This window comes from Marinoscillum sp., assembly GCF_040222955.1.
Classification (GTDB): Bacteria; Bacteroidota; Bacteroidia; order Cytophagales; family Cyclobacteriaceae; genus Marinoscillum.
In genome coordinates, this window is the sequence record NZ_JAVKCA010000020.1 from 201,202 (window position 1) to 219,080 (window position 17,879).

General features: G+C 47.0%; 17 protein-coding genes. 7 read left to right on the plus strand and 10 right to left on the minus strand.

Translation table 11 applies throughout. The features are described 5' to 3' along the window. The first annotated feature begins 34 nt into the window (after positions 1 to 34). The 6 genes from phhA to RIH33_RS17405 all read left to right on the plus strand — a co-directional run bounded on the left by phhA (position 35) and on the right by RIH33_RS17405 (position 5,048). Entirely contained in the window at positions 35 to 778 is a 744-nt protein-coding gene (gene phhA / locus RIH33_RS17380) for a phenylalanine 4-monooxygenase (RefSeq protein ID WP_406655160.1), read from the plus strand. A gap of 85 nt (positions 779 to 863) precedes the next feature. Next, positions 864 to 1,448 carry an imidazole glycerol phosphate synthase subunit HisH gene (gene hisH, locus RIH33_RS17385; RefSeq protein WP_406655161.1) on the plus strand — a complete coding sequence of 195 codons (585 nt, stop codon included), beginning with the start codon at positions 864 to 866 and terminating at the stop codon, positions 1,446 to 1,448. A 2-nt stretch (positions 1,449 to 1,450) separates the two neighbouring features. Next, positions 1,451 to 2,164, plus strand: coding sequence for a 1-(5-phosphoribosyl)-5-[(5-phosphoribosylamino)methylideneamino]imidazole-4-carboxamide isomerase (gene hisA / locus RIH33_RS17390; RefSeq protein WP_406655162.1), 714 nt, complete (start codon positions 1,451 to 1,453; stop codon positions 2,162 to 2,164). Then, the gene (gene hisF / locus RIH33_RS17395; RefSeq protein ID WP_406655163.1) at positions 2,164 to 2,919 is read left to right on the plus strand and encodes an imidazole glycerol phosphate synthase subunit HisF; all 756 of its coding nucleotides are present in this window, start codon (positions 2,164 to 2,166) and stop codon (positions 2,917 to 2,919) included. The genes hisA and hisF overlap by 1 nt, the downstream gene beginning before the upstream one ends. After that, positions 2,919 to 3,518, plus strand: a complete 600-nt coding sequence (gene hisIE, locus RIH33_RS17400) for a bifunctional phosphoribosyl-AMP cyclohydrolase/phosphoribosyl-ATP diphosphatase HisIE (RefSeq protein WP_406655164.1) — start codon at positions 2,919 to 2,921, stop codon at positions 3,516 to 3,518. The genes hisF and hisIE overlap by 1 nt, the downstream gene beginning before the upstream one ends. 45 nt (positions 3,519 to 3,563) lie before the next feature. Continuing rightward, on the plus strand, positions 3,564 to 5,048 hold the full coding sequence (locus RIH33_RS17405) for a dihydrolipoyl dehydrogenase family protein (RefSeq protein WP_406655165.1): 1,485 nt from the start codon (positions 3,564 to 3,566) through the stop codon (positions 5,046 to 5,048). A gap of 13 nt (positions 5,049 to 5,061) precedes the next feature. On the opposite strand, the gene RIH33_RS17410 is transcribed toward RIH33_RS17405, so the two are convergent. The 5 genes from RIH33_RS17410 to RIH33_RS17430 all read right to left on the minus strand — a co-directional run bounded on the left by RIH33_RS17410 (position 5,062) and on the right by RIH33_RS17430 (position 10,718). Next, positions 5,062 to 5,676 carry a hypothetical protein gene (locus RIH33_RS17410; RefSeq protein ID WP_406655166.1) on the minus strand — a complete coding sequence of 205 codons (615 nt, stop codon included), beginning with the start codon at positions 5,674 to 5,676 and terminating at the stop codon, positions 5,062 to 5,064. A gap of 241 nt (positions 5,677 to 5,917) precedes the next feature. Continuing rightward, positions 5,918 to 6,598: a nitroreductase family protein gene (locus tag RIH33_RS17415; protein ID WP_406655167.1), complete on the minus strand. Its 681-nt coding sequence runs from the start codon at positions 6,596 to 6,598 to the stop codon at positions 5,918 to 5,920. Positions 6,599 to 6,607: 9 nt separating this feature from the next. Next, on the minus strand, positions 6,608 to 7,420 hold the full coding sequence (locus tag RIH33_RS17420; RefSeq protein WP_406655168.1) for a purine-nucleoside phosphorylase: 813 nt from the start codon (positions 7,418 to 7,420) through the stop codon (positions 6,608 to 6,610). Continuing rightward, positions 7,417 to 9,750, minus strand: coding sequence for an FG-GAP-like repeat-containing protein (locus tag RIH33_RS17425; RefSeq protein WP_406655169.1), 2,334 nt, complete (start codon positions 9,748 to 9,750; stop codon positions 7,417 to 7,419). Before RIH33_RS17425 ends, RIH33_RS17420 begins: the two co-directional genes overlap by 4 nt. Then, complete coding sequence (locus RIH33_RS17430) at positions 9,702 to 10,718, minus strand: FG-GAP repeat domain-containing protein (RefSeq protein WP_406655170.1); 1,017 nt, start codon at positions 10,716 to 10,718, stop codon at positions 9,702 to 9,704. Before RIH33_RS17430 ends, RIH33_RS17425 begins: the two co-directional genes overlap by 49 nt. A gap of 98 nt (positions 10,719 to 10,816) precedes the next feature. On the opposite strand from RIH33_RS17430, the gene RIH33_RS17435 reads away from it, so the two are divergent. Further along, positions 10,817 to 11,995: an aspartyl protease family protein gene (locus RIH33_RS17435; protein WP_406655171.1), complete on the plus strand. Its 1,179-nt coding sequence runs from the start codon at positions 10,817 to 10,819 to the stop codon at positions 11,993 to 11,995. A 15-nt stretch (positions 11,996 to 12,010) separates the two neighbouring features. Here the strand turns inward: RIH33_RS17435 and RIH33_RS17440 are convergent, their stop codons facing one another. The 5 genes from RIH33_RS17440 to RIH33_RS17460 all read right to left on the minus strand — a co-directional run bounded on the left by RIH33_RS17440 (position 12,011) and on the right by RIH33_RS17460 (position 17,848). Next, on the minus strand, positions 12,011 to 13,192 hold the full coding sequence (locus RIH33_RS17440) for an aspartate aminotransferase family protein (RefSeq protein WP_406655251.1): 1,182 nt from the start codon (positions 13,190 to 13,192) through the stop codon (positions 12,011 to 12,013). 47 nt (positions 13,193 to 13,239) lie between these two features. Next, entirely contained in the window at positions 13,240 to 15,531 is a 2,292-nt protein-coding gene (locus tag RIH33_RS17445; protein WP_406655172.1) for a hypothetical protein, read from the minus strand. Positions 15,532 to 15,557: 26 nt separating this feature from the next. Beyond that, entirely contained in the window at positions 15,558 to 16,613 is a 1,056-nt protein-coding gene (locus RIH33_RS17450; RefSeq protein ID WP_406655173.1) for a DUF4249 family protein, read from the minus strand. Next, positions 16,610 to 17,545 (minus strand): DUF4249 family protein, encoded by a 936-nt coding sequence (locus tag RIH33_RS17455; protein WP_406655174.1) that lies wholly within the window; start codon positions 17,543 to 17,545, stop codon positions 16,610 to 16,612. The genes RIH33_RS17450 and RIH33_RS17455 overlap by 4 nt, the downstream gene beginning before the upstream one ends. A 108-nt stretch (positions 17,546 to 17,653) precedes the next feature. Beyond that, a complete protein-coding gene (locus tag RIH33_RS17460; protein WP_406655252.1) occupies positions 17,654 to 17,848 on the minus strand; it encodes a T9SS type A sorting domain-containing protein in 195 nt (64 codons plus the stop codon). Between the last annotated feature and the right edge of the window lie 31 nt (positions 17,849 to 17,879).

Consider the following 17,879-nt stretch of genomic DNA (forward strand, 5'->3'; position numbering starts at 1 on the left):
GGAACAATAACCCAAAACCCCAAGTTTGTATTGTATGAAACAGATCTATGGACATTACACTGACGAGGACTTCCAGGTATGGAAGATTTTATACGACCGCCAGATTAAAAACCTTCCGGAAGCGGCTTGTGATGCGCACATGGAAGGTTTGGATAAAGTAATCTTCGTGCCGTCAGAAATTCCCCATTTTGATGGTACTAATGAGATTTTGCAGAAGCTCACCGGTTGGAGACTTGCAGTAGTGCCGGGCATCGTCCCTGACTACACCTTCTTCGAGCTCATGTCTAACCGGCGGTTTCCGGCTACCACATGGCTCAGGAAGATGGAGGAACTGGATTACCTGGAGGAACCAGACATGTTTCACGATGTGTTTGCACATGTGCCCTTACTTACCAATCAGGCCTTTGTAGACTTCCTGCAGGAGTTAAGCAAGATTGGCCTTGGCTATGTCGGAAATGACTATGCCATCGAAATTCTGTCAAGAATCTACTGGTTTACCGTGGAGTTTGGCTTGATTCAGGAGCCTCAGGGGCTGAGAATCTATGGTGCGGGCATACTCTCCTCTGCAGGAGAGACTAAGTTTTGCCTGTCAGATAAGCCGCCAAAGCATGATTTTGATGTAAGAACCATCGCACAGACAGATTACAGAAAGGATGTGTTCCAGGAGCAATATTTTGTCATCAAATCCTTTGAACAACTGTACCAGAGTTTGCCGGAGATCAAAGAAGTTTTGGTAGAAATGGTGGAGAAAAGAAAGGAAGAAAGTGTGCTTGCTTAGCATTTAGGATATAAATTTGTTTTCATAAAAGACCGTCTCAATTGATCATGAAAATCTTTTGGGACGGTTTCTTTTTGTTCACAGCATGAAAGTAGCCATTGTAAAATACAACGCCGGAAACATCCAGTCACTGACCTTTGCCCTGAACCGGCTCGGGATTACTCCGGTGCTATCTGATAATCCTGAGGTACTTCTTACTGCGGATAAAGTGATTTTTCCAGGGCAGGGAGAGGCTAGCTCAGCCATGAGGAGTCTCAGGGCAGCCGGACTGGATAAAGTACTCAGGCAGCTCAGACAACCTTTTTTGGGCGTATGCCTGGGCATGCAGCTGATGTGTGCTGCTTCTGAGGAGAATGATACCGAAGGGCTGGGCATTATCCCCGAGAAGGTACTTCGGTTTGCTGATCCTTCGGTGAAGGTGCCCCATATGGGATGGAATGACATTACAGACCTGAAGTCACCGCTGACACGGGGGATACATGAGCATAGTTACCTCTATTTTGTGCACAGTTATTACGTGCCTCTGAGTGAGTATACTGTTGCTACTTGTGCTTATCCCCAACCCTTTAGCGCTGCGCTCAATAAAGATAATTATTATGCCATCCAGCCACACCCCGAAAAGAGCGCCGATGCAGGCATGAAACTATTGGATAACTTTTTGAAATTATAAGGATGCAAATTATTCCGGCTATTGACATCATTGATGGGCAGTGTGTCCGACTCACCAAAGGGGACTACGATCAGGTGACTACCTACTCCGATGATCCGGCGCAGGTTGCCCGTGATTTTGAATTGGCTGGGATTTCCAGACTTCATGTGGTGGACCTGGATGGAGCCAAGGCCAGGCACGTGGTGAACATCGATACACTGAGAAACATCACTTCGGCCACCGGACTTTCGGTAGATTTTGGTGGGGGAGTGAAAACCAGAGAAGATCTGGAGTTAGTACTGGCTGCGGGTGCCAGGCAAGTGACTGCCGGGAGCATTGCAGTGAGTGATAAAGCTGAAGTCAAAAAGTGGATTGTGGAATTTGGCCCTGAGAAAATTATCCTCGGTGCGGATGTGCTGAATGGGAAGGTAATGGTTTCCGGTTGGCAGGAATCATCTGGTGAGGAGCTCATGGACTTTCTCGACTTTTATGTGCAGTTGGGTATTCAATATGTCATCTGCACGGATATCAGTAAAGATGGGGTATTGGCCGGGCCGTCATTTGAACTCTATGAGGCCATACAAGAGCGATTTCCCACGCTGAAATTGATTGCCAGTGGCGGTGTCTCGGGCAAAGATGACCTTATCAGGCTAAAAAGTCAGGGACTCTATGGAGCCATAGTAGGGAAGGCTTTTTATGAAGGTAGATTAACTTTGGAAGAATTGACCACCATCTGATGCTCACAAAAAGAATCATACCTTGCCTGGATATCAAGGACGGACGAACTGTCAAGGGAGTCAACTTTGTTGACTTGCGGGATGCCGGTGATCCCGTGGAGCTTGCGGAGCGATATACGCGAGAGGGGGCAGATGAGCTTGTTTTTTTAGATATTTCTGCCACTTTGGAAAAGCGGAAAACGCTTCTGGAGCTGGTGCGTAAGGTGGCTGAGGCCATTCATATTCCTTTCACAGTAGGGGGGGGCATCAGTTCTGTAGCGGATGTAAGGGCCTTGCTCAGTGAAGGGGCAGATAAGATTTCGATCAACTCATCAGCGGTGAAGAACCCTGACCTGATCGATGAGCTGGCAGCTGAGTTTGGTAGCCAGTGCATAGTAGTGGCTATCGATAGCCGCAATGTAGATGGAGTTGATTTGGTGCACACCCATGGTGGTACTCAACCCACAGCGCTGGAGACCATAGCATGGGCGAAAGAAGTGGCGAGAAGAGGAGCAGGAGAGATCCTCCTGACGTCTATGGACCATGATGGCACCAAAGCCGGTTTTGCCGTGGATCTTACCAAAAGGGTGAGCAGGGCGGTGAGAATCCCGGTGATCGCTTCCGGCGGGGGCGGTGACGAATCGCATTTTGTGGAGATATTTGGAGCAGGGTCGGCAGATGCGGCTTTAGCCGCCAGCATATTTCACTACCAAGAGGTGGAAATTATGCATTTGAAGGATGAATTGATTAAAAATAACCTACCAATAAGAAAGTAATGGCATTGGATTTTCAAAAAGGAGACGGGCTCATTCCAGCAGTGATTCAGGATGATCAGACAGGCAAAGTGCTGATGCTTGGGTACATGAATGAAGAAGCCCTCACACAAACCAAACAATCTGGAAAGGTGACTTTTTTCAGCAGATCAAAAGGAAGGTTGTGGGTGAAGGGAGAAACTTCAGGCAATTTTCTATTGGTAAAAGAAGTTCTGGAGGACTGTGACGGGGACACCTTGCTGATCAAAGCATCGCCCAAAGGGCCAACATGCCATACCGGAAGTGATACCTGTTTTGATGAGGTGAACAGCAATCCGATCACTTTTTTAAATCAGCTACGTGATATCATAGAAGACAGGAAGAAGAACCCTTCTGACAAGTCATACACCGCCAGCCTGTTCAAAGAAGGGATCAATAAAGTAGCACAGAAAGTAGGAGAAGAGGCCGTAGAGGTTGTGATTGAGGCCAAAGATGACAATGCAGAACTTTTTCTGAATGAATCCGCTGACCTACTCTTTCACCTGATGGCTTTGCTTTCATATAAGGATTTTTCCTTAGACGATGTGGTGAAAATACTTAAATCAAGGCATCAGGCTTCCTGATTGCTTAATTTTTTCATAGATTAAGGTCGATCAAGCCGACCTGTAATGAAAAAATATGATGTTGTGATTATTGGCGCTGGCCCTGCAGGCTATGCAGCGGCCATGCGTGCAGTAGATTTCAAGAAGAAAGTAGCCCTCATAGAAAAGAAACAATTAGGTGGTGCAGGAATACACCACGGAGCCCTCTGGAGTAAAACCTGGTGGGAGTTGAGCCGAGAAGCCTTTTCTCTTCGCAAACATGGCGAAGCCCTCAATACTGGTGGTGTACAGTTTAACTATAAAAAGCTAAAGTCCGAAGTTCAGAAGGCAGTGCAGGAGCGCATGGATCAGTTGGAGCACCACATGCACAATATCAATGTGTCCATAGAGGAGGGACTGTTTGAATACATACAGGGCAATGCCAAAGTGAAAGACCCTCATACAGTAGAGATTCAAAATTTTGAAGAGACCACTCAAATATCCACTGACTATATCATCGTGGCTACGGGGAGCCGACCCAGGTTTTTACCTGAAATTCCCATCGATGAGGAGAGTGTTTTCACCAGCGACGGGCTGGATAAGCTGGAGGAGTTTCCCAAAAGCATGGTGATCGTGGGGGCCGGGGTAATCGGTTGTGAGTTTGCAACCATCTTCTCCAATTTTGGGCACACCAAGGTACATTTGATTGATAAGGGGGACCGGATACTGCCCTTCGAAGATGAGGACGTGGTGAAGGTGATAGAGAAAAACCTGGAGGCAAAGAATGTGCTCATTCACCGGAACTCCAGGTTAATAGATATGCGTAAAGAGGGCCAGATGGTGGCCTATACGCTCGAGTATACAGATGGCTCCAAGGAGGTCTTTCGGGTAGAAAAAGCATTGGTCTCTGTGGGAAGAGTGCCCCGGTATGAGAACCTTTTTGAAGAAGGGATGGACATCAAAATAGATGGCCGTGGGATCATTGACGAACTGACTCAAACGAGTATTCCCAACATATATGCAGTAGGGGATATCACTGCTGATATTTCACTGGTGAATGTAGGTGAGTTGGAGGGCAGATTTGCTGTAGAGCGAATCTTCGGTAAACCAGAGCGACCGCTGATCTATGAAAATATTTCGACCATTATGTTCTTGTCTCCAGAAGTGGCGGGAGTGGGAATGAATGAGATTCAGGCCCAGAATAATGGCCTAAACTACAAAGTGGTGAGTATCGATTACTCCTGCATACCCAGAGCGATTGCCATGCGTAACACCCAGGGTTTTATCAAAATCATGGTCACTGACGATGAACACCAGAAAATTCTTGGTATGCGTGTGGTTGGCGAGCATGCTTCCAGCGCCATTCAGGCCGTGGCATTGCTCATCTCTATGGATCGGGGTATAAGAGAACTGGCCGAATTGATTCACCCGCACCCGTCTATCATCGAGGGGATTCAGGAGTGTGGTCGTATGCTTCTTGGAAAGTCCATGCTGAAGCCGGCAGTATTACGGCAAGCCATGGTCTGCAAGACCTATGAAAAAGGTAAGTACACCGATTTGATAGTAGTTTAGGGGGCTATTCTCCTCATTTCCAGACAATCTCTTCGGGAAGCACAAATGTGGCTTCTTCAATTTCGGAACTTTCGGTGAAAGAAGTGGCCGTCTGCTCATAGGACAGCCCCGGCAGTTTTTTGATGATCTTCATGGGAATACCCTCCCATACCCATAAGTGAGTGACCGGACCTTTCTCAAACACCCATTTATTACAAGGTCTGCCCAGCAGGGTGTCTGTACCCACTTTATTTCCACCTCTGCTCACCATGATAGCTTCAAACGCCTGGGCATTGGTTTTATAAGTCATTAGACCACTCCATCGTTCATCCTTTGTCTTTTCGCCTGTTGCCGATGTAAGGTTGATTTTATAGATATAATCCCCATCAGTGAGTTCTTTCCGATCCTCAGTGCTCGTGGTACCATATCGATTGATTTGAATCGTACGGTGTTCGAGGGCCCTCCATCCATTTCTGTCAAAGTAGAGCGTGGCCGTACCACTGGCACCACCGCTGATGGTGTAAGCTATCACACCACTTTGAAGTGGGTATTTGGCCGGTGTCTTTTTATTGATGCTTTCTGAGTTGCCGGGCCATTGCGACCAGCAGATCAGCGGGGTAAAGAATATCACGTACATGAGGGGCTTCATGAATCAGGGCGTTGGTTAGGGTAAAGGTGGGAAGATTTATGAAAAAAGAAAACCCTGGAAATTTAATCTCCAGGGTTCCAACCAGCTATAGACAAGATCCTGTATAACAGGAGTTGTTTCGTGAATTATAATAATGCTAAGATCCTACCTTTTTTGTTCTGGATTCTGCCAAAAAGCTTTACCAGACTGCCAAAATATCATTTAATAGTAGGATGAAGTGCTTCAAACGCTGTTTGTTAATTTATGAATAGAACGCAGCCACTTCATTTAACGGTTTCCTTTTCAGGTCAGGCACATAGGCATTTTCCTCTGGGTAGCCCACTGGCAGTAGCAAAAAAGGACGTTCATTCGCAGGTCTTTGCAGCACCTGTGTGAGAAAGTTCATAGGTGAAGGGGTATGGGTAAGTGTGACCAGTCCGGCCTGATGGATGGCAGTGATGAGCATTCCACAGGCTATGCCCACAGATTCATTGACATAATAGTAGTTGGATTTTTCCCCATCGATCTCAGCATAGGCTTTTTTGAATACTGCAATCAGCCATGGGGCCTTTTCAAGAAAGGGCTTGTGCCAATCCGTTCCTATAGGCTCCAGGTCTTTCAACCACCGGTCGCTCATTCTGCCGTTGTAGCTTTCATATTCTTCTCGTTCCGCAGCTTTTCTGATTTCCGATTTCAGCTCTGGATTGGATATGACGCAGAAAGTCCATGGTTGCTTGTGCGCCCCGGAGGGAGCTGTGGAGGCTGTCATAATGATGTGCTCAATCAGTTCCTGGGGAACGGGCTTGTCGCTAATATCCCTTACACTCCTTCTCAGCTCCATGTATTGGTGAAATTCACTGGCTTTGCGGAGCATTTGCGATTCTTCCAGGCTGACACCATGATACTTGAGGTGGGTGTAGCCGTTGATTACTTTTGTTTCCATTGGGGGTGTTTATAGGTTTTTAACAACTTCTTTGAATAATGTTACCAGGTGTTTTTCAGCTTTTTGGGCGGTGCTAATGATGTCGTTGATATCAATCGGATGAAGATTGTCAGGGTCGCATTCATCTGTGAGTACGGATACAGCACTCACCGGGAGGCCCATTTGATTGGCTGCAATGACCTCCGGTACGGTGGACATGCCTACCACATCAGCTCCAATATTTCTCAGGTATCGGTACTCAGCCCTCGTTTCCAAATGCGGCCCGGATACTGCCACATACACTCCTTCGTGCAGGGGAATGTTTTCTTGAACGGCCATTTTTTTCATCAGTCTGTTCATAGAAGCGTCATATGGAGCACTGAGGTCTGTGAAAATGGGACCGAAATCAGCAGCCTGTTTTCCTCGAATTGGGTTGTCGGGCTGTAGATTGATGTGATCATCTATAAGCATGAGTTCGCCTTTTTTCCAGGAGAGATTCATGCATCCTGCGGCATTACTTACGAGCAACTTCTCAATACCCAGTAATTTCATTACCCGAACAGGGAAAACCACCTCTGCCATGCTGTATCCTTCATAGTAATGAAACCGGCCGTTCATGGCGATAACTAACTTGCCTTCCAGCTTACCATAGATCAGCTTCCCTTTGTGAAACTCTACCGTGGCAATGGGGAAGTGGGGGATTTCGTCATAGCTGAATTCTTTGATGACCTCAATGTGCGAGGTGAGTGCTCCGAGCCCGGTGCCCAGTATGATCCCCAATTCAGGGTTATCAAATCCATTTTTATGAAGGAAAGCAACCGCTTCTTTTACTTTTTCAATCATTTATTGATGAGGTTATAGCTTTTAAGTGGGCCATTGTTACGAGTGACCCAGAGCATCTGGTTTCCATTGGCAGTCTGAATACTCATCTTACGAATATCGCCTGTCCAGTTCAGGAATTGAAAGTTGTTTGCATCAAATGTCATAGCGCTGGCAGTACCCCACAAAATAAGCCCGCCTCCGGCATCATACGGCCCCTGCTCCACTTCAGAGTAGCTCATATTACCACCCAGAAGCAGGTCGTGGTGCTCATCTCCATTGAAGTCTGCGTACACCATGTCGTAGATGGGAAATGATTGGGCAATAGCAGGGAAGGCCGAAAAGATCATTGAATCTTCCCTGAGGGTAAAATACCCCGCTCTCAGTTCATAGAGTTCATAGGTGGTGGCCTGCGCCAGTTGGTCAGAGGAGAAAATATCTTCCAGCCTGGCCACTGCATAAGTCTGATGGTTCAGGAACTTCTTTTTGAGGTGAGGTAAAACCCCGGTAATGATTTCTTTTCTGGGGAGTGGCCATTTTTCACCATTCAGATAGTAGGTAATGATGGTTTCCTGCTGATCGTTCCGGTCAAAATCAGATTGATAAGCTGTGATGGGTTCAGTTGGAGATACTTCAAAAATGTGGTTGAGCCCAAGGTTTCCCGCCAGGAGCTCCTCTTGTCCATCTCCATCGAGATCTGACGTGACCAGCGAATTCCATAGCCCGTGGGTCAGTGACAGCCCCATTTTTTCAGTTAGGTTTTCAAAGGACTTGCCTTGTTGATTCGCAAGGACTGTTATGGGCATCCACTCTCCGGCCAGAATCAGGTCATCGTACCCGTCTTCATTGTAGTCCCACCAGAGGGCAGCGTTGACAATCCCTTCTACAGCAGGCAACAGGTTACTGAGCACCAATTGACCATTTTTGTTCTCGAGAATTACGGAGGGTTCATTGCTGGGATATTGCCCGGATATTGACCCACCCCCGACAAAGAAATCAGGATCACCGTCCTTATCAAAATCGGAAACTGTCACCACGGTACCGGAATAGAAGCTTTCAGGTAGGGCGCTCTTTTGAAAATGGCCGCTGCCATCATTCAGGTATAAACGATCCTGGTAGGCACGATCTCCCGGAGGGAAGGAAATCCCCCCGGAAACAACGTACAGATCCAAATCTCCATCCAGGTCCACGTCTGCCAGGGCCGCTCCCAGGTCTTCAGATTCCTGATCCAGTGCAAGAGCTTTTCCTTCTATTTTCTCAAATGTCCCTTCCTTTTTTTGGATCAATATTGTGCCGGACTGACCCCTTCCGCCCCCGACGAAAACGTCCTCAAGCCCATCTCCATTAAGGTCACCAAAGGCCATAGATGGACCTTTGTGGGATTGAGGTTTGAAAAGGAGTGGCTCCTGTTTGAAATCATTGAAGGTGCTTTCCCGATGGGTAACCTGGGGTATGTCGAACTCCTTCCATGAATTTTTCACCGCTGGAAATGGCTTTTCATTCGGGGAATACCTGACCTCTACGGTCTGGTCGAGGGCAAAATCATTTACAATCTGTGCTGTGTGGTCTGGCCAGATGATTTTAATGGATTTTAATTTTGGTTCGGCAGATAGTCCGAAATGGGCGATGGGCTCACTGCTGGAGAGGTAGCCTCGTGAGGATTGCAGAATCACCTTTTGCTGTACTTCGTCATGTCGCAATGTGATTTGAGCGCCGAGTCCAAATGGATTACCCTTCGGGCCATGTAACCTAACCTTCAGGAAATGACCGGAAGGCTGCTGTTGGAGGGTGTTGTTTTGATAAATGGAAGCGGGTAAATCCATGTTGTTGACGACCAGGTCCAGGTCCCCATCATTGTCCAGGTCTCCGTAGGCTGCGCCGTGGCTGAAGGTTGCCTCGGAAAGCCCGGCTGACTGAGCGATATCTGTGAATGTAAAATCCTGATTGTTCAGGTAGAGGTAATTGGGCAGGGGGGTGGATGGAATCAGGTCTATCCATTCCAGTACAGTTTCCCTGTTGAAGACATCTACTCCCTGTAGCCTGGCGCGCTGTATGGAGTCCGAATTGAAATCAATAAAGTCCTTGTTGGACATGTCACGCTTGATGCCATTGGTGATGAAGAGGTCCTGATGTCCGTCCAGGTTCAAATCAGCAAAAAGGGCCGACCAACTCCAGTCGGTCTTTTCGATTCCCGATAAACAGCCTATTTCTGAGAAGGCGTTCGGACCCGTTTTAAGTTGTAAAACATTGCGCATCAGTTGTTTTCCGTAACCCATTTCGGCCAGTCTTTCGTACCGGTTTTGGGTCATGTTGGTGGCGAATATTTTCTGTCGTTCGTTCGTAGCAGCCAGCATATCCAGCACCACCAGGTCGAGCGCCCCATCATTATTTTGTCACCCAGGTCAGAACCCATACTGTTTTGACTCATGTGATCAAATCCCCCCGAAGATTGCGTGAACGTCTGGTCTCCGTTGTTGAGGAAGAGCACATCGGGTTCTATGAAATCATTGGCAACAAACAGGTCGATCCACCCGTCATCGTTGAAATCCGCTGCCAGGGCACTGAGGCCGAATCCCTGATAAGCAAGTCCCGCCCGCACAGTGATGTCTTCAAAGTGTCCCTGATTGTTCAAGTAGAGGTGGTAAGACTGGTCTCTGCTTTCCGGAGCTGTGATGCGTTGGGATTCACCATTTTCATTGGAAACCCGCATCTGGATGGCCTTGTCGAAATCAGAAGGGTGGTTGACGAGGAACAAATCCAGGTCACCATCTTTGTCCATGTCAAAAAATACACTTTGGGTACTGTAGGCCTGATCCTGAAGCCCAAGATTCTTGCCTTGTTCAGTGAAGGTAAGGTCTTTGTTGTTAATAAAAACCAGGTTGTTTCTGATGTTTTCGTTGGGGTGGGCGTCCCTGCACACATAGATATCCAGCCACCCATCTGCATTGATGTCTACCATAGAAATGCCCGTTTTATAACCTTGCGCCGCTTTGGTTCCCGAGCTGAGTGTGATGTCTTCAAACCTGAAGTTCCCCTTATTGAGGTAGAGTTTGTTGGCATTGGCGTTGCCTGAAAAATAGAGATCGGGCAAACCATCATTGTTGATGTCACCAATGGCTACGCCCCCTCCGTTGTAGATGTATTTCCAGGTAAACAGGTTGAAGTCTTTGCGTTCATTCAGGTCATTGATGAAATCCACTCCAGATTCTGCCGGACTCACTTTGGTAAACAGGGTTGGTCTGGAGTCCTCCTGATTGGTACATCCAAAAAGTGCGATGACGAGTATTACAGCACAGAAGGCTCGTGTCTTGGTTGAGTTCATAGTAACCGTGTTTGGAGTTGAAAATTAAAGACTTTTTATAGCAAAGAAGGAAATCTGTTTTTAAATTGACCGACCAAATCAATCAATTTCTACTAAACATGAAAAGGGTATTTCTTCTACTTGTCATATTTTACTCCTATGGGCTTTCTGCTCAGAAACTGGTCACCTCCACACCGTTTGAGTTATTCGGTGATCATTTGTTTATTTCCCTGAGTGTGGATGATTCTGAGCCGGTAGATTTTATTTTCGATACCGGAGATGGACTGGCGGTGATTGATCTTGATTTGGCTAAAAAGCTGAACCTGAAAACCAACCATCAGAAGTCTAAAACGAGTGCTCAGGGCACGGTGAGTGGTGCGCTGATCGCACACAATAAGGTAGAGATTGGAGAGGTGAAGGTGAATGATATAGAGCTCTATACCACTAATTTGAGACATCTGGAGCGCACCATTGGCCGGAACATCGATGGAATCATCGGCTATGACCTACTTAGCAATTATGTGGTGGAGTTGGATTACGATGAGATGGTGATGAATCTTTATCAGCCTGAAGGGTTTACTTATGGAGGAGATGGAGAAGCATTTAAGTTTAAACTGGTCAACTTCATCCCGACGATAGAGGCCAGTGTAACACTGAATAACGGAGAGTCTTACAAAGACTATTTTTTCATCAATACCGGAGCCGGTACCAGCATGGATTTCAATACTTTCTTTGCGTCCAAGCACGATGTGATCTCCAAAACCGGAAACCATTACTCTTATCCGGTGGCTGGTCTGGCAGATGAGGAGACCATGCATTATGAGGGCCGGGTGAAGAAATTTGGTTTGGGAGGTTTTGAGTTTGATGAAATGCCGGTGGGCATTAGTCAGGCGCGACATGGTATCCAGCACAATAAAAAAGTGGCGGGAATATTAGGTAATAACCTGCTTCAGCGCTTTAATATCACTTTTAATTACAGTACCAGCACGGTGTATTTCCAGGCTAATGAGAAGAACAAGAAGCCATTTTTAGTAAATGCCAGCGGGCTGAATCTGCAATATGCCGATGACCTTCAAACGGTGCTTGTACACCGCATATTTGAGGGAAGTCCGGCTGAAGCTGCCGGGATACAGGAGAATGCTGAGATTACCTCTATCAATGGCAAGGAGGTAAGTACTTATACACTGCCTGAGATCAGGAACATGCTCAAAGACATAGACAATGAGATGGTTAAGTTGGAATACCGTCAGGATGGGGTCACCTCAGAGGCCGCCCTCAACCTGGAGCCACTCCTATAGTTTATTAAGAATTTTCTAAACAGAATCAAGGGCCTGCAAGATGATATTGCAGGCTTTTTTTATTTCCTCAAAGGTGATGATGAGTGGTGGTGCGATCCTCATGGAATTGTCGCAAAACAAAAACCAGTCAGTGATCACCCCCAGTTCGATGGCCCTGTCAATGACAGGTTTCAGGCGCTCAAATGAATCCAGTTCGACAGCCATCATCAGCCCTTTGTTTCGGATGTCCACAATCCTGGGATGGACCAGCAGTGACTTGAAGTAGTCAGCTTTGGCATCTACTTCGTCCAGCAGGTGTTCACTCAAAATGGTCTGAATGGTAGCCAAAGACGCAGCGGCACTCACAGGATGTCCGCCAAAAGTAGTGATGTGCCCCAGAATGGGGTTATCCTTGAGTACATCCATCATTTCCTTGCTACTGATGAAGGCCCCGATAGGCATGCCACCACCCATACCTTTGGCGCTGACAAGGATATCCGGCACAATGTTGTAGTGCTCAAAAGCCCAGAATTTACCCGTACGACCAAAGCCCGCCTGAATTTCGTCAAGAATCAACAAGGCGCCTACTTCCGTACACTTAGTCCTCAGCGCGGCAAAGTATTCGGTGGAGGCGATGCGCACGCCGGCTTCACCCTGGACGGTCTCCACCAGCACCGCAGCGGTCTGATGGTCTATCAGTTCCAGGTCTGGCAGGCTGTTGAAGGGTATGTGCAGATGGCCTGGAATTAAGGGACGATAATTCTGCTTGAAAAACTCATTGCCACCGGCAGACAAGGCTCCCTGCGACGATCCATGATAAGCGTCTTTACAGGATACAATGTGTGGCCTGCCTGTGTACCGTTTGGCCAGCTTCATGGCACCTTCTATGGCTTCACTTCCCGAGTTCACAAGGTATACCGACTCCAATGGTGCCGGAAGTGTCCGGACTAGCGCTTCTGCTAATTTGACCTGTGGGGTTTGTACATACTCTCCGTAGACCATCAGGTGCATGTATCGGTCTATCTGGTCTTTGGCGGCTTTCACCACGTTGGGGTGACTGTGTCCTACATTGCTCACGCCTATACCGGAAATCAAATCGATGTAGGCTTTGCCTTCAGGACTGTACATATAGACACCTTCGGCTTTTTCTATTTCTATGAGCAATGGAAAATCGGTGGTTTGGGCCAGGTGGCTGAGGAAGAGCTGTCGGTTGCTTATCATTCCGCAAAGGTAACAAAGGATTCAAAGCACGAGCGGCAGAAGGTTTATTTACCTGACTTAGCTGGAGGCAGTATTACCACGGTTTCTTTCTCCGCGATGGATACCGAGCCATCCGCGCCAAGGCATTGGATCCGTGCAATATATACCCCTGTTTCGTCAGAGGATTGAACCGTCCAAAGCGTGGCGCCATTTTGTTGACCTGCCGTATTGATAAGCTCACTTCTGAAATCAGGTATACCTTGGGCCTCAGCTCGTTTTTGCGCATGCAAAAAACCAGTCACTTCTAACTTTTGGTCTTCAATGTATCCGAGCAGCTCATCAGGAGCATCCTCCTGAAGTTTAATTCCCAGAATACCTCCATGTACGCCCAGTCCCTCAAAAACGCCCAGATTTTCTTTGCTGCTGATGACTTTGATTTCATCAATGTAGATGGGGGGAATGCTCCAGATAAGATGGTCATTGGCCACCTGATGATCGTTAATGATGATGGTAGGTTTGAAATCGAAAGTCTCACCTGAAACTGGATCGCTGATTCGCAGTTCCTTTCCACCCTTGGCAGATCGAATACCTATACCAACCAGGATGTCCACTACCACTTCTTGAAACGACTTCAGAATGACATAGTCAGTCATGTCGTATACCCGGTCGGCCTTCAATTGGTCATATAAACCTGGTTGGTTCAGGGTGGTCTCAGATCGATATTGAGCCATTACCCGCTTCAGTCCAACTGCCTTATTGATCAGCGAGTCCATGGACGACTCTTCCTGGAGCTCCAGCTCGGGGAGGTCAATGTAAACGCTTTCAAACGCTACCTTGGTTTTGATAGAACCTCCGGTGGAGTCCTTCACTGCATAGGTAAAGGTTTGCTGGTCGTAGAAGTCGGTCATGGGAAGATTGAACAGGCTATCTTTAATTTCAATCGAATAGCTCATTTGGTTTTTCCACTGATAGAAATGAATCCATGATCCTTTTGGTAAGCCGGAATCAGTCCTCCCTCTGAGGTCAATTCCCAATTCAGGAGGAGTAGTCATTGAAAAGGGCCCCGATTCTGAAAGGATGTTAGTCCACTTCTGCTCAAACAGGGAGGTAGTGTAAATCAGCAGATCATCGATGCTCAGGCTGTTGGTCATGGCAGACATTCTGGTACTCATCGGTGCAAATGCATAGTGCAGGGCCATGTCTGAGAGTAAATGGGGGGTAGAACTGAACGTATCCGGTATTCGCATGGAAAAAGTGGCTGCTACCCCGGACATTGCAGAAAATGCGTAGGTGGCATTAGAGTCCGTCTGCACGGTATCCGGCCCTGTGAGGGTCAGGGTAGTTGGAGGTGTGTGGAAGGGACGAATGGCCAGTACATTCCATTCATCATCCAGCAATGTGGCGGTATGAAAATGGCCCCGAAGAGCGGAGGCAGGCAGTACAAAGGTGGCAGTACCCTTGTCATTAAAGGTGACCGGAAGGATGGACTGGAGGCGGTTACCAGACTCAAGAACAACCGAAAGCGTCTGATCTGAAGCCTCTGTGGTGAGAACGTTCACGAAATACCTACTGCCAACTTTTGATACTTTGATGGTAGACCCTGCGGGGGCAATATCAATAGGATTTCGGTGGGTTTTTCCTGAGAGTGTGGATACCTGAATAAAGTAGCTTTCTCTTTCGTCAGGGGTAAAATAAGTTACTCCAAAGCCTCCTTTGAGTGTGAACTCACTGATTACTTTTCCTGATTTGCTTATAACCTTACCACTTGTGGCATCTGCCTGAGGTACTGAGATAAGCATTTTTTGATTGTGTCCGGGGATCAATCTACCACCTTCCGGATAAACCGAAAAAGTTCTTCCAGGCTGCGGACTTGTATATTTCCGGGTGGTTCCGGAATCCCAGATATTCTTAATATAGATAGGGGAGATGGCGCTCATTTCTTCCTCAAAGTTTTGCATATAGGCAGAATGAGCCACCAGGAAGTAGCTTCCTGTGGGGATCTCATGTGGAATGTACCAGGATCCGTGAAAAGTGCCTGCCTGGTTCTTAAAGTTCAATGTCCTCAAGCTATGTCCTGTGGTATCTACCAGCGAGACCTTCATCACCTGGCTGATGGCATCCGTAGGTCTAAAAAACAGATCGGTGACCATACCGGAAATTCGCAGGGTGTCTCCGGTAAAAATCACGCGAGCACCAACCTGCAGGACGGGCGTTTCAATGGGGTGATTCTCGATGAACCGCATAAACTTTTCCTCCAACCGCTCACTCATAGACTGAGCATTGGCGCCAATGAATACAAGCATGAGCACAAGGAAGGTCAGGCCCTTGATTCCGGAATGATTGATTTGGGAATACATGGATTTGAATTTAACCCCTTCTATTATCATTTGACTCTGTCCATTATGTAAAAAAGCTCGTATTCCCGCACTTCAACGTCTTCAGCGGAAAAATACCCCAATACCACTTCATTGGTGTTGGGTACGAAAAGATTCCCCTCAAACTCGGCGGGCAGTGCGTCGAAAATGGTGCCGGTATTTCTCTGTTGAGTAAGTATTTCGCTCCAGTAAGAGTAGGCTCTTTCGGACAGGGTAGACTGAATCACACTGAGTGTATATAAATACTGTTTGGCTGGGGTGGTATTATTGATCTCCGTGAGTGAGTCTATGATTTGCTGCTGATTTTCAGGTGTGAGTGTCCCAATGTAATCGTCTTCTTCCAGGTCTTCTACCTGAATGGAAAAATCCAAAGCCTCGGAGTAGGTACTGTTTTGGTTTCGAAACCAAAGGACATCAAAGCTGGAGATTTCAGCGGCATTGAGTTCGGATCCGGACATCAGGCTGAATTGGGAGCCGGTAACTTCATGATAATCCACGTAGGTATAGGGGTGCTCCCAATCCCCCTCGTACTTCCATTTCAAAAAAGCAGTTTCGGGAATGGACTGTACGAAAGAAGCAGTCACGTCATGTCCATATCTGATTTCAGCTTCATTGTTGGCAGTGAAGACGGTTCGTTCAGCATAGGTGGCGGTCAAATCATAGGGTAGTGCGGGTAGTAGCGTTTCAGGTCGGGAAAGGATAGTTTTGTCACCTATCCGGACAGTGAGCAGGTAGGTTTCTCCTACCACAGGCTCAAAGTCTTCCGGCGGCTCATATACATTGTTGAAGCGGCTTTCAAAGACATAGTACCCAGCGCTAAAAGTCTCCACTATCACAGTAGCGTCATTGATCGGTGTGAGAATGGTGCTGTCTGAGTTATAACCGCCTGAATAGCTCACAATCACCTGGGAACCATTTGTGGTAACCCGGCCATCGATGAGGATATATCGCGAATATTCCCTATCAAACTGAAACGGCTCCTCACAGCCGGTAGTGAAGATGCCTATGATCAATGAAACCAGGAGGAATAGGAGCGGTTTATGGTGGTTGATTAACAAACTCATGGCACCAGAATCATTACGTCATCAAGTACGATTTCCTTTCTGATAGAAGCTCCTGCCGTGAAGTATCCCAAAACCGGAAGGTCGGTGCCGGGAATGGATAAGTTGCCATCTATGGTTCCGGGTATCGCATCGAAGATGCCCCCCGTATTTTTCAGCTGGGTGTGAACCTGCTGCCAGTACTGATAAGCTCGCTTAGAGAGTGTGGTTTGCGTGACAAAGATGTGGTATTGAAAATTGGCCGAGGGCTCAAGGCCTGCTACACCTTCTGCAAAGTAATAGCGCTGAATGTCCTCCCAAAAAAGCACCAGAAAGGAAGAAGAACCACTTTTTTTCAGGTCTGCAGTTGACATCACTTCAAACTGGCTGGCTCCGGACTCCCGCATCAACTGGCCGGTATATGGATGTGTCCAAAGGACTAAGTAATCCCACTTTACATAGGTGTTGTCGGGTATGGCACTGTCTATTTGTGCAATCACCTGATGGCCATTTATGTTTTTAGTAAACTTGGAGGAGATAAAAACCTCCCGGGTTGCTTTTTCTGTTTCCAGCTGAAAGGAAAATCCAGGATGGATGGTCTCCGGCTCTGAAATAACACTTTGACCTGCCGCAAGTACTTTCAGTGTGTAGGTGGCATCCACTTTCGGTGAAAACCCTTGCGGTGGTGTGTATACATTGGCGTTTCCCTCAAAATGGTAGCTGCCGCCATTGTTGTCTTCTAATAAAACTTCAGCTCCGTTGAGGGGTCTCAGGGTAGTGTTTTTCGGATCAAACTTACCTGAGTAACTGAGGATGATTTCCGAACCGATGTTGGTGACTTTTCCGTCGACGATTAAATACTCCGTATACTCACTGTCAAAGTCATAGGGAGACACACACCCCGCTGAGAGCATGAGAGAAATAATCGAAAAGACCTGTAGAATATGCCGGCTCAAATCAAGGTGTTTTGTAACACGTAATTTAGGGTAATCAGGTGTATTAATTTCCTGTTTAAAGATGAACACCCCGTGAGGCAAATTCCACTATGTGAGGACCGGAAGTTTCTATTTTTTGATCACCTTTTGTGTAAACTCCTGACCGTTGTAAATTAATTTCATCAGATATACCCCATTTGGAAGTTGAGGATGGTCTATACTCAGTTTTCCATTCCTGGCATCCAATTTAAAGGAATCCATTTTTTTACCTGCCAGATTGTAAAAAATTAACTCAGCTTCACCTTCCAGATTACCCGCAAAAATAAAAAGTAAGGTCGTATAGAGGTGTTTAGAG

Coding starts and splice junctions, on each gene's coding strand:
- RIH33_RS17430 (WP_406655170.1), bottom strand. CDS start 10,718: ATGAACTCAACCAAGACACGAGCCTTCTGTGCTGTAATACTCGTCATC.
- RIH33_RS17435 (WP_406655171.1), top strand. CDS start 10,817: ATGAAAAGGGTATTTCTTCTACTTGTCATATTTTACTCCTATGGGCTT.
- RIH33_RS17415 (WP_406655167.1), bottom strand. CDS start 6,598: ATGGAAACAAAAGTAATCAACGGCTACACCCACCTCAAGTATCATGGT.
- RIH33_RS17450 (WP_406655173.1), bottom strand. CDS start 16,613: ATGAGTTTGTTAATCAACCACCATAAACCGCTCCTATTCCTCCTGGTT.
- RIH33_RS17410 (WP_406655166.1), bottom strand. CDS start 5,676: ATGAAGCCCCTCATGTACGTGATATTCTTTACCCCGCTGATCTGCTGG.
- hisH (WP_406655161.1), top strand. CDS start 864: ATGAAAGTAGCCATTGTAAAATACAACGCCGGAAACATCCAGTCACTG.
- hisIE (WP_406655164.1), top strand. CDS start 2,919: ATGGCATTGGATTTTCAAAAAGGAGACGGGCTCATTCCAGCAGTGATT.
- RIH33_RS17445 (WP_406655172.1), bottom strand. CDS start 15,531: ATGTATTCCCAAATCAATCATTCCGGAATCAAGGGCCTGACCTTCCTT.
- hisF (WP_406655163.1), top strand. CDS start 2,164: ATGCTCACAAAAAGAATCATACCTTGCCTGGATATCAAGGACGGACGA.
- RIH33_RS17405 (WP_406655165.1), top strand. CDS start 3,564: ATGAAAAAATATGATGTTGTGATTATTGGCGCTGGCCCTGCAGGCTAT.
- hisA (WP_406655162.1), top strand. CDS start 1,451: ATGCAAATTATTCCGGCTATTGACATCATTGATGGGCAGTGTGTCCGA.
- phhA (WP_406655160.1), top strand. CDS start 35: ATGAAACAGATCTATGGACATTACACTGACGAGGACTTCCAGGTATGG.
- RIH33_RS17425 (WP_406655169.1), bottom strand. CDS start 9,750: ATGCTGGCTGCTACGAACGAACGACAGAAAATATTCGCCACCAACATG.
- RIH33_RS17420 (WP_406655168.1), bottom strand. CDS start 7,420: ATGATTGAAAAAGTAAAAGAAGCGGTTGCTTTCCTTCATAAAAATGGA.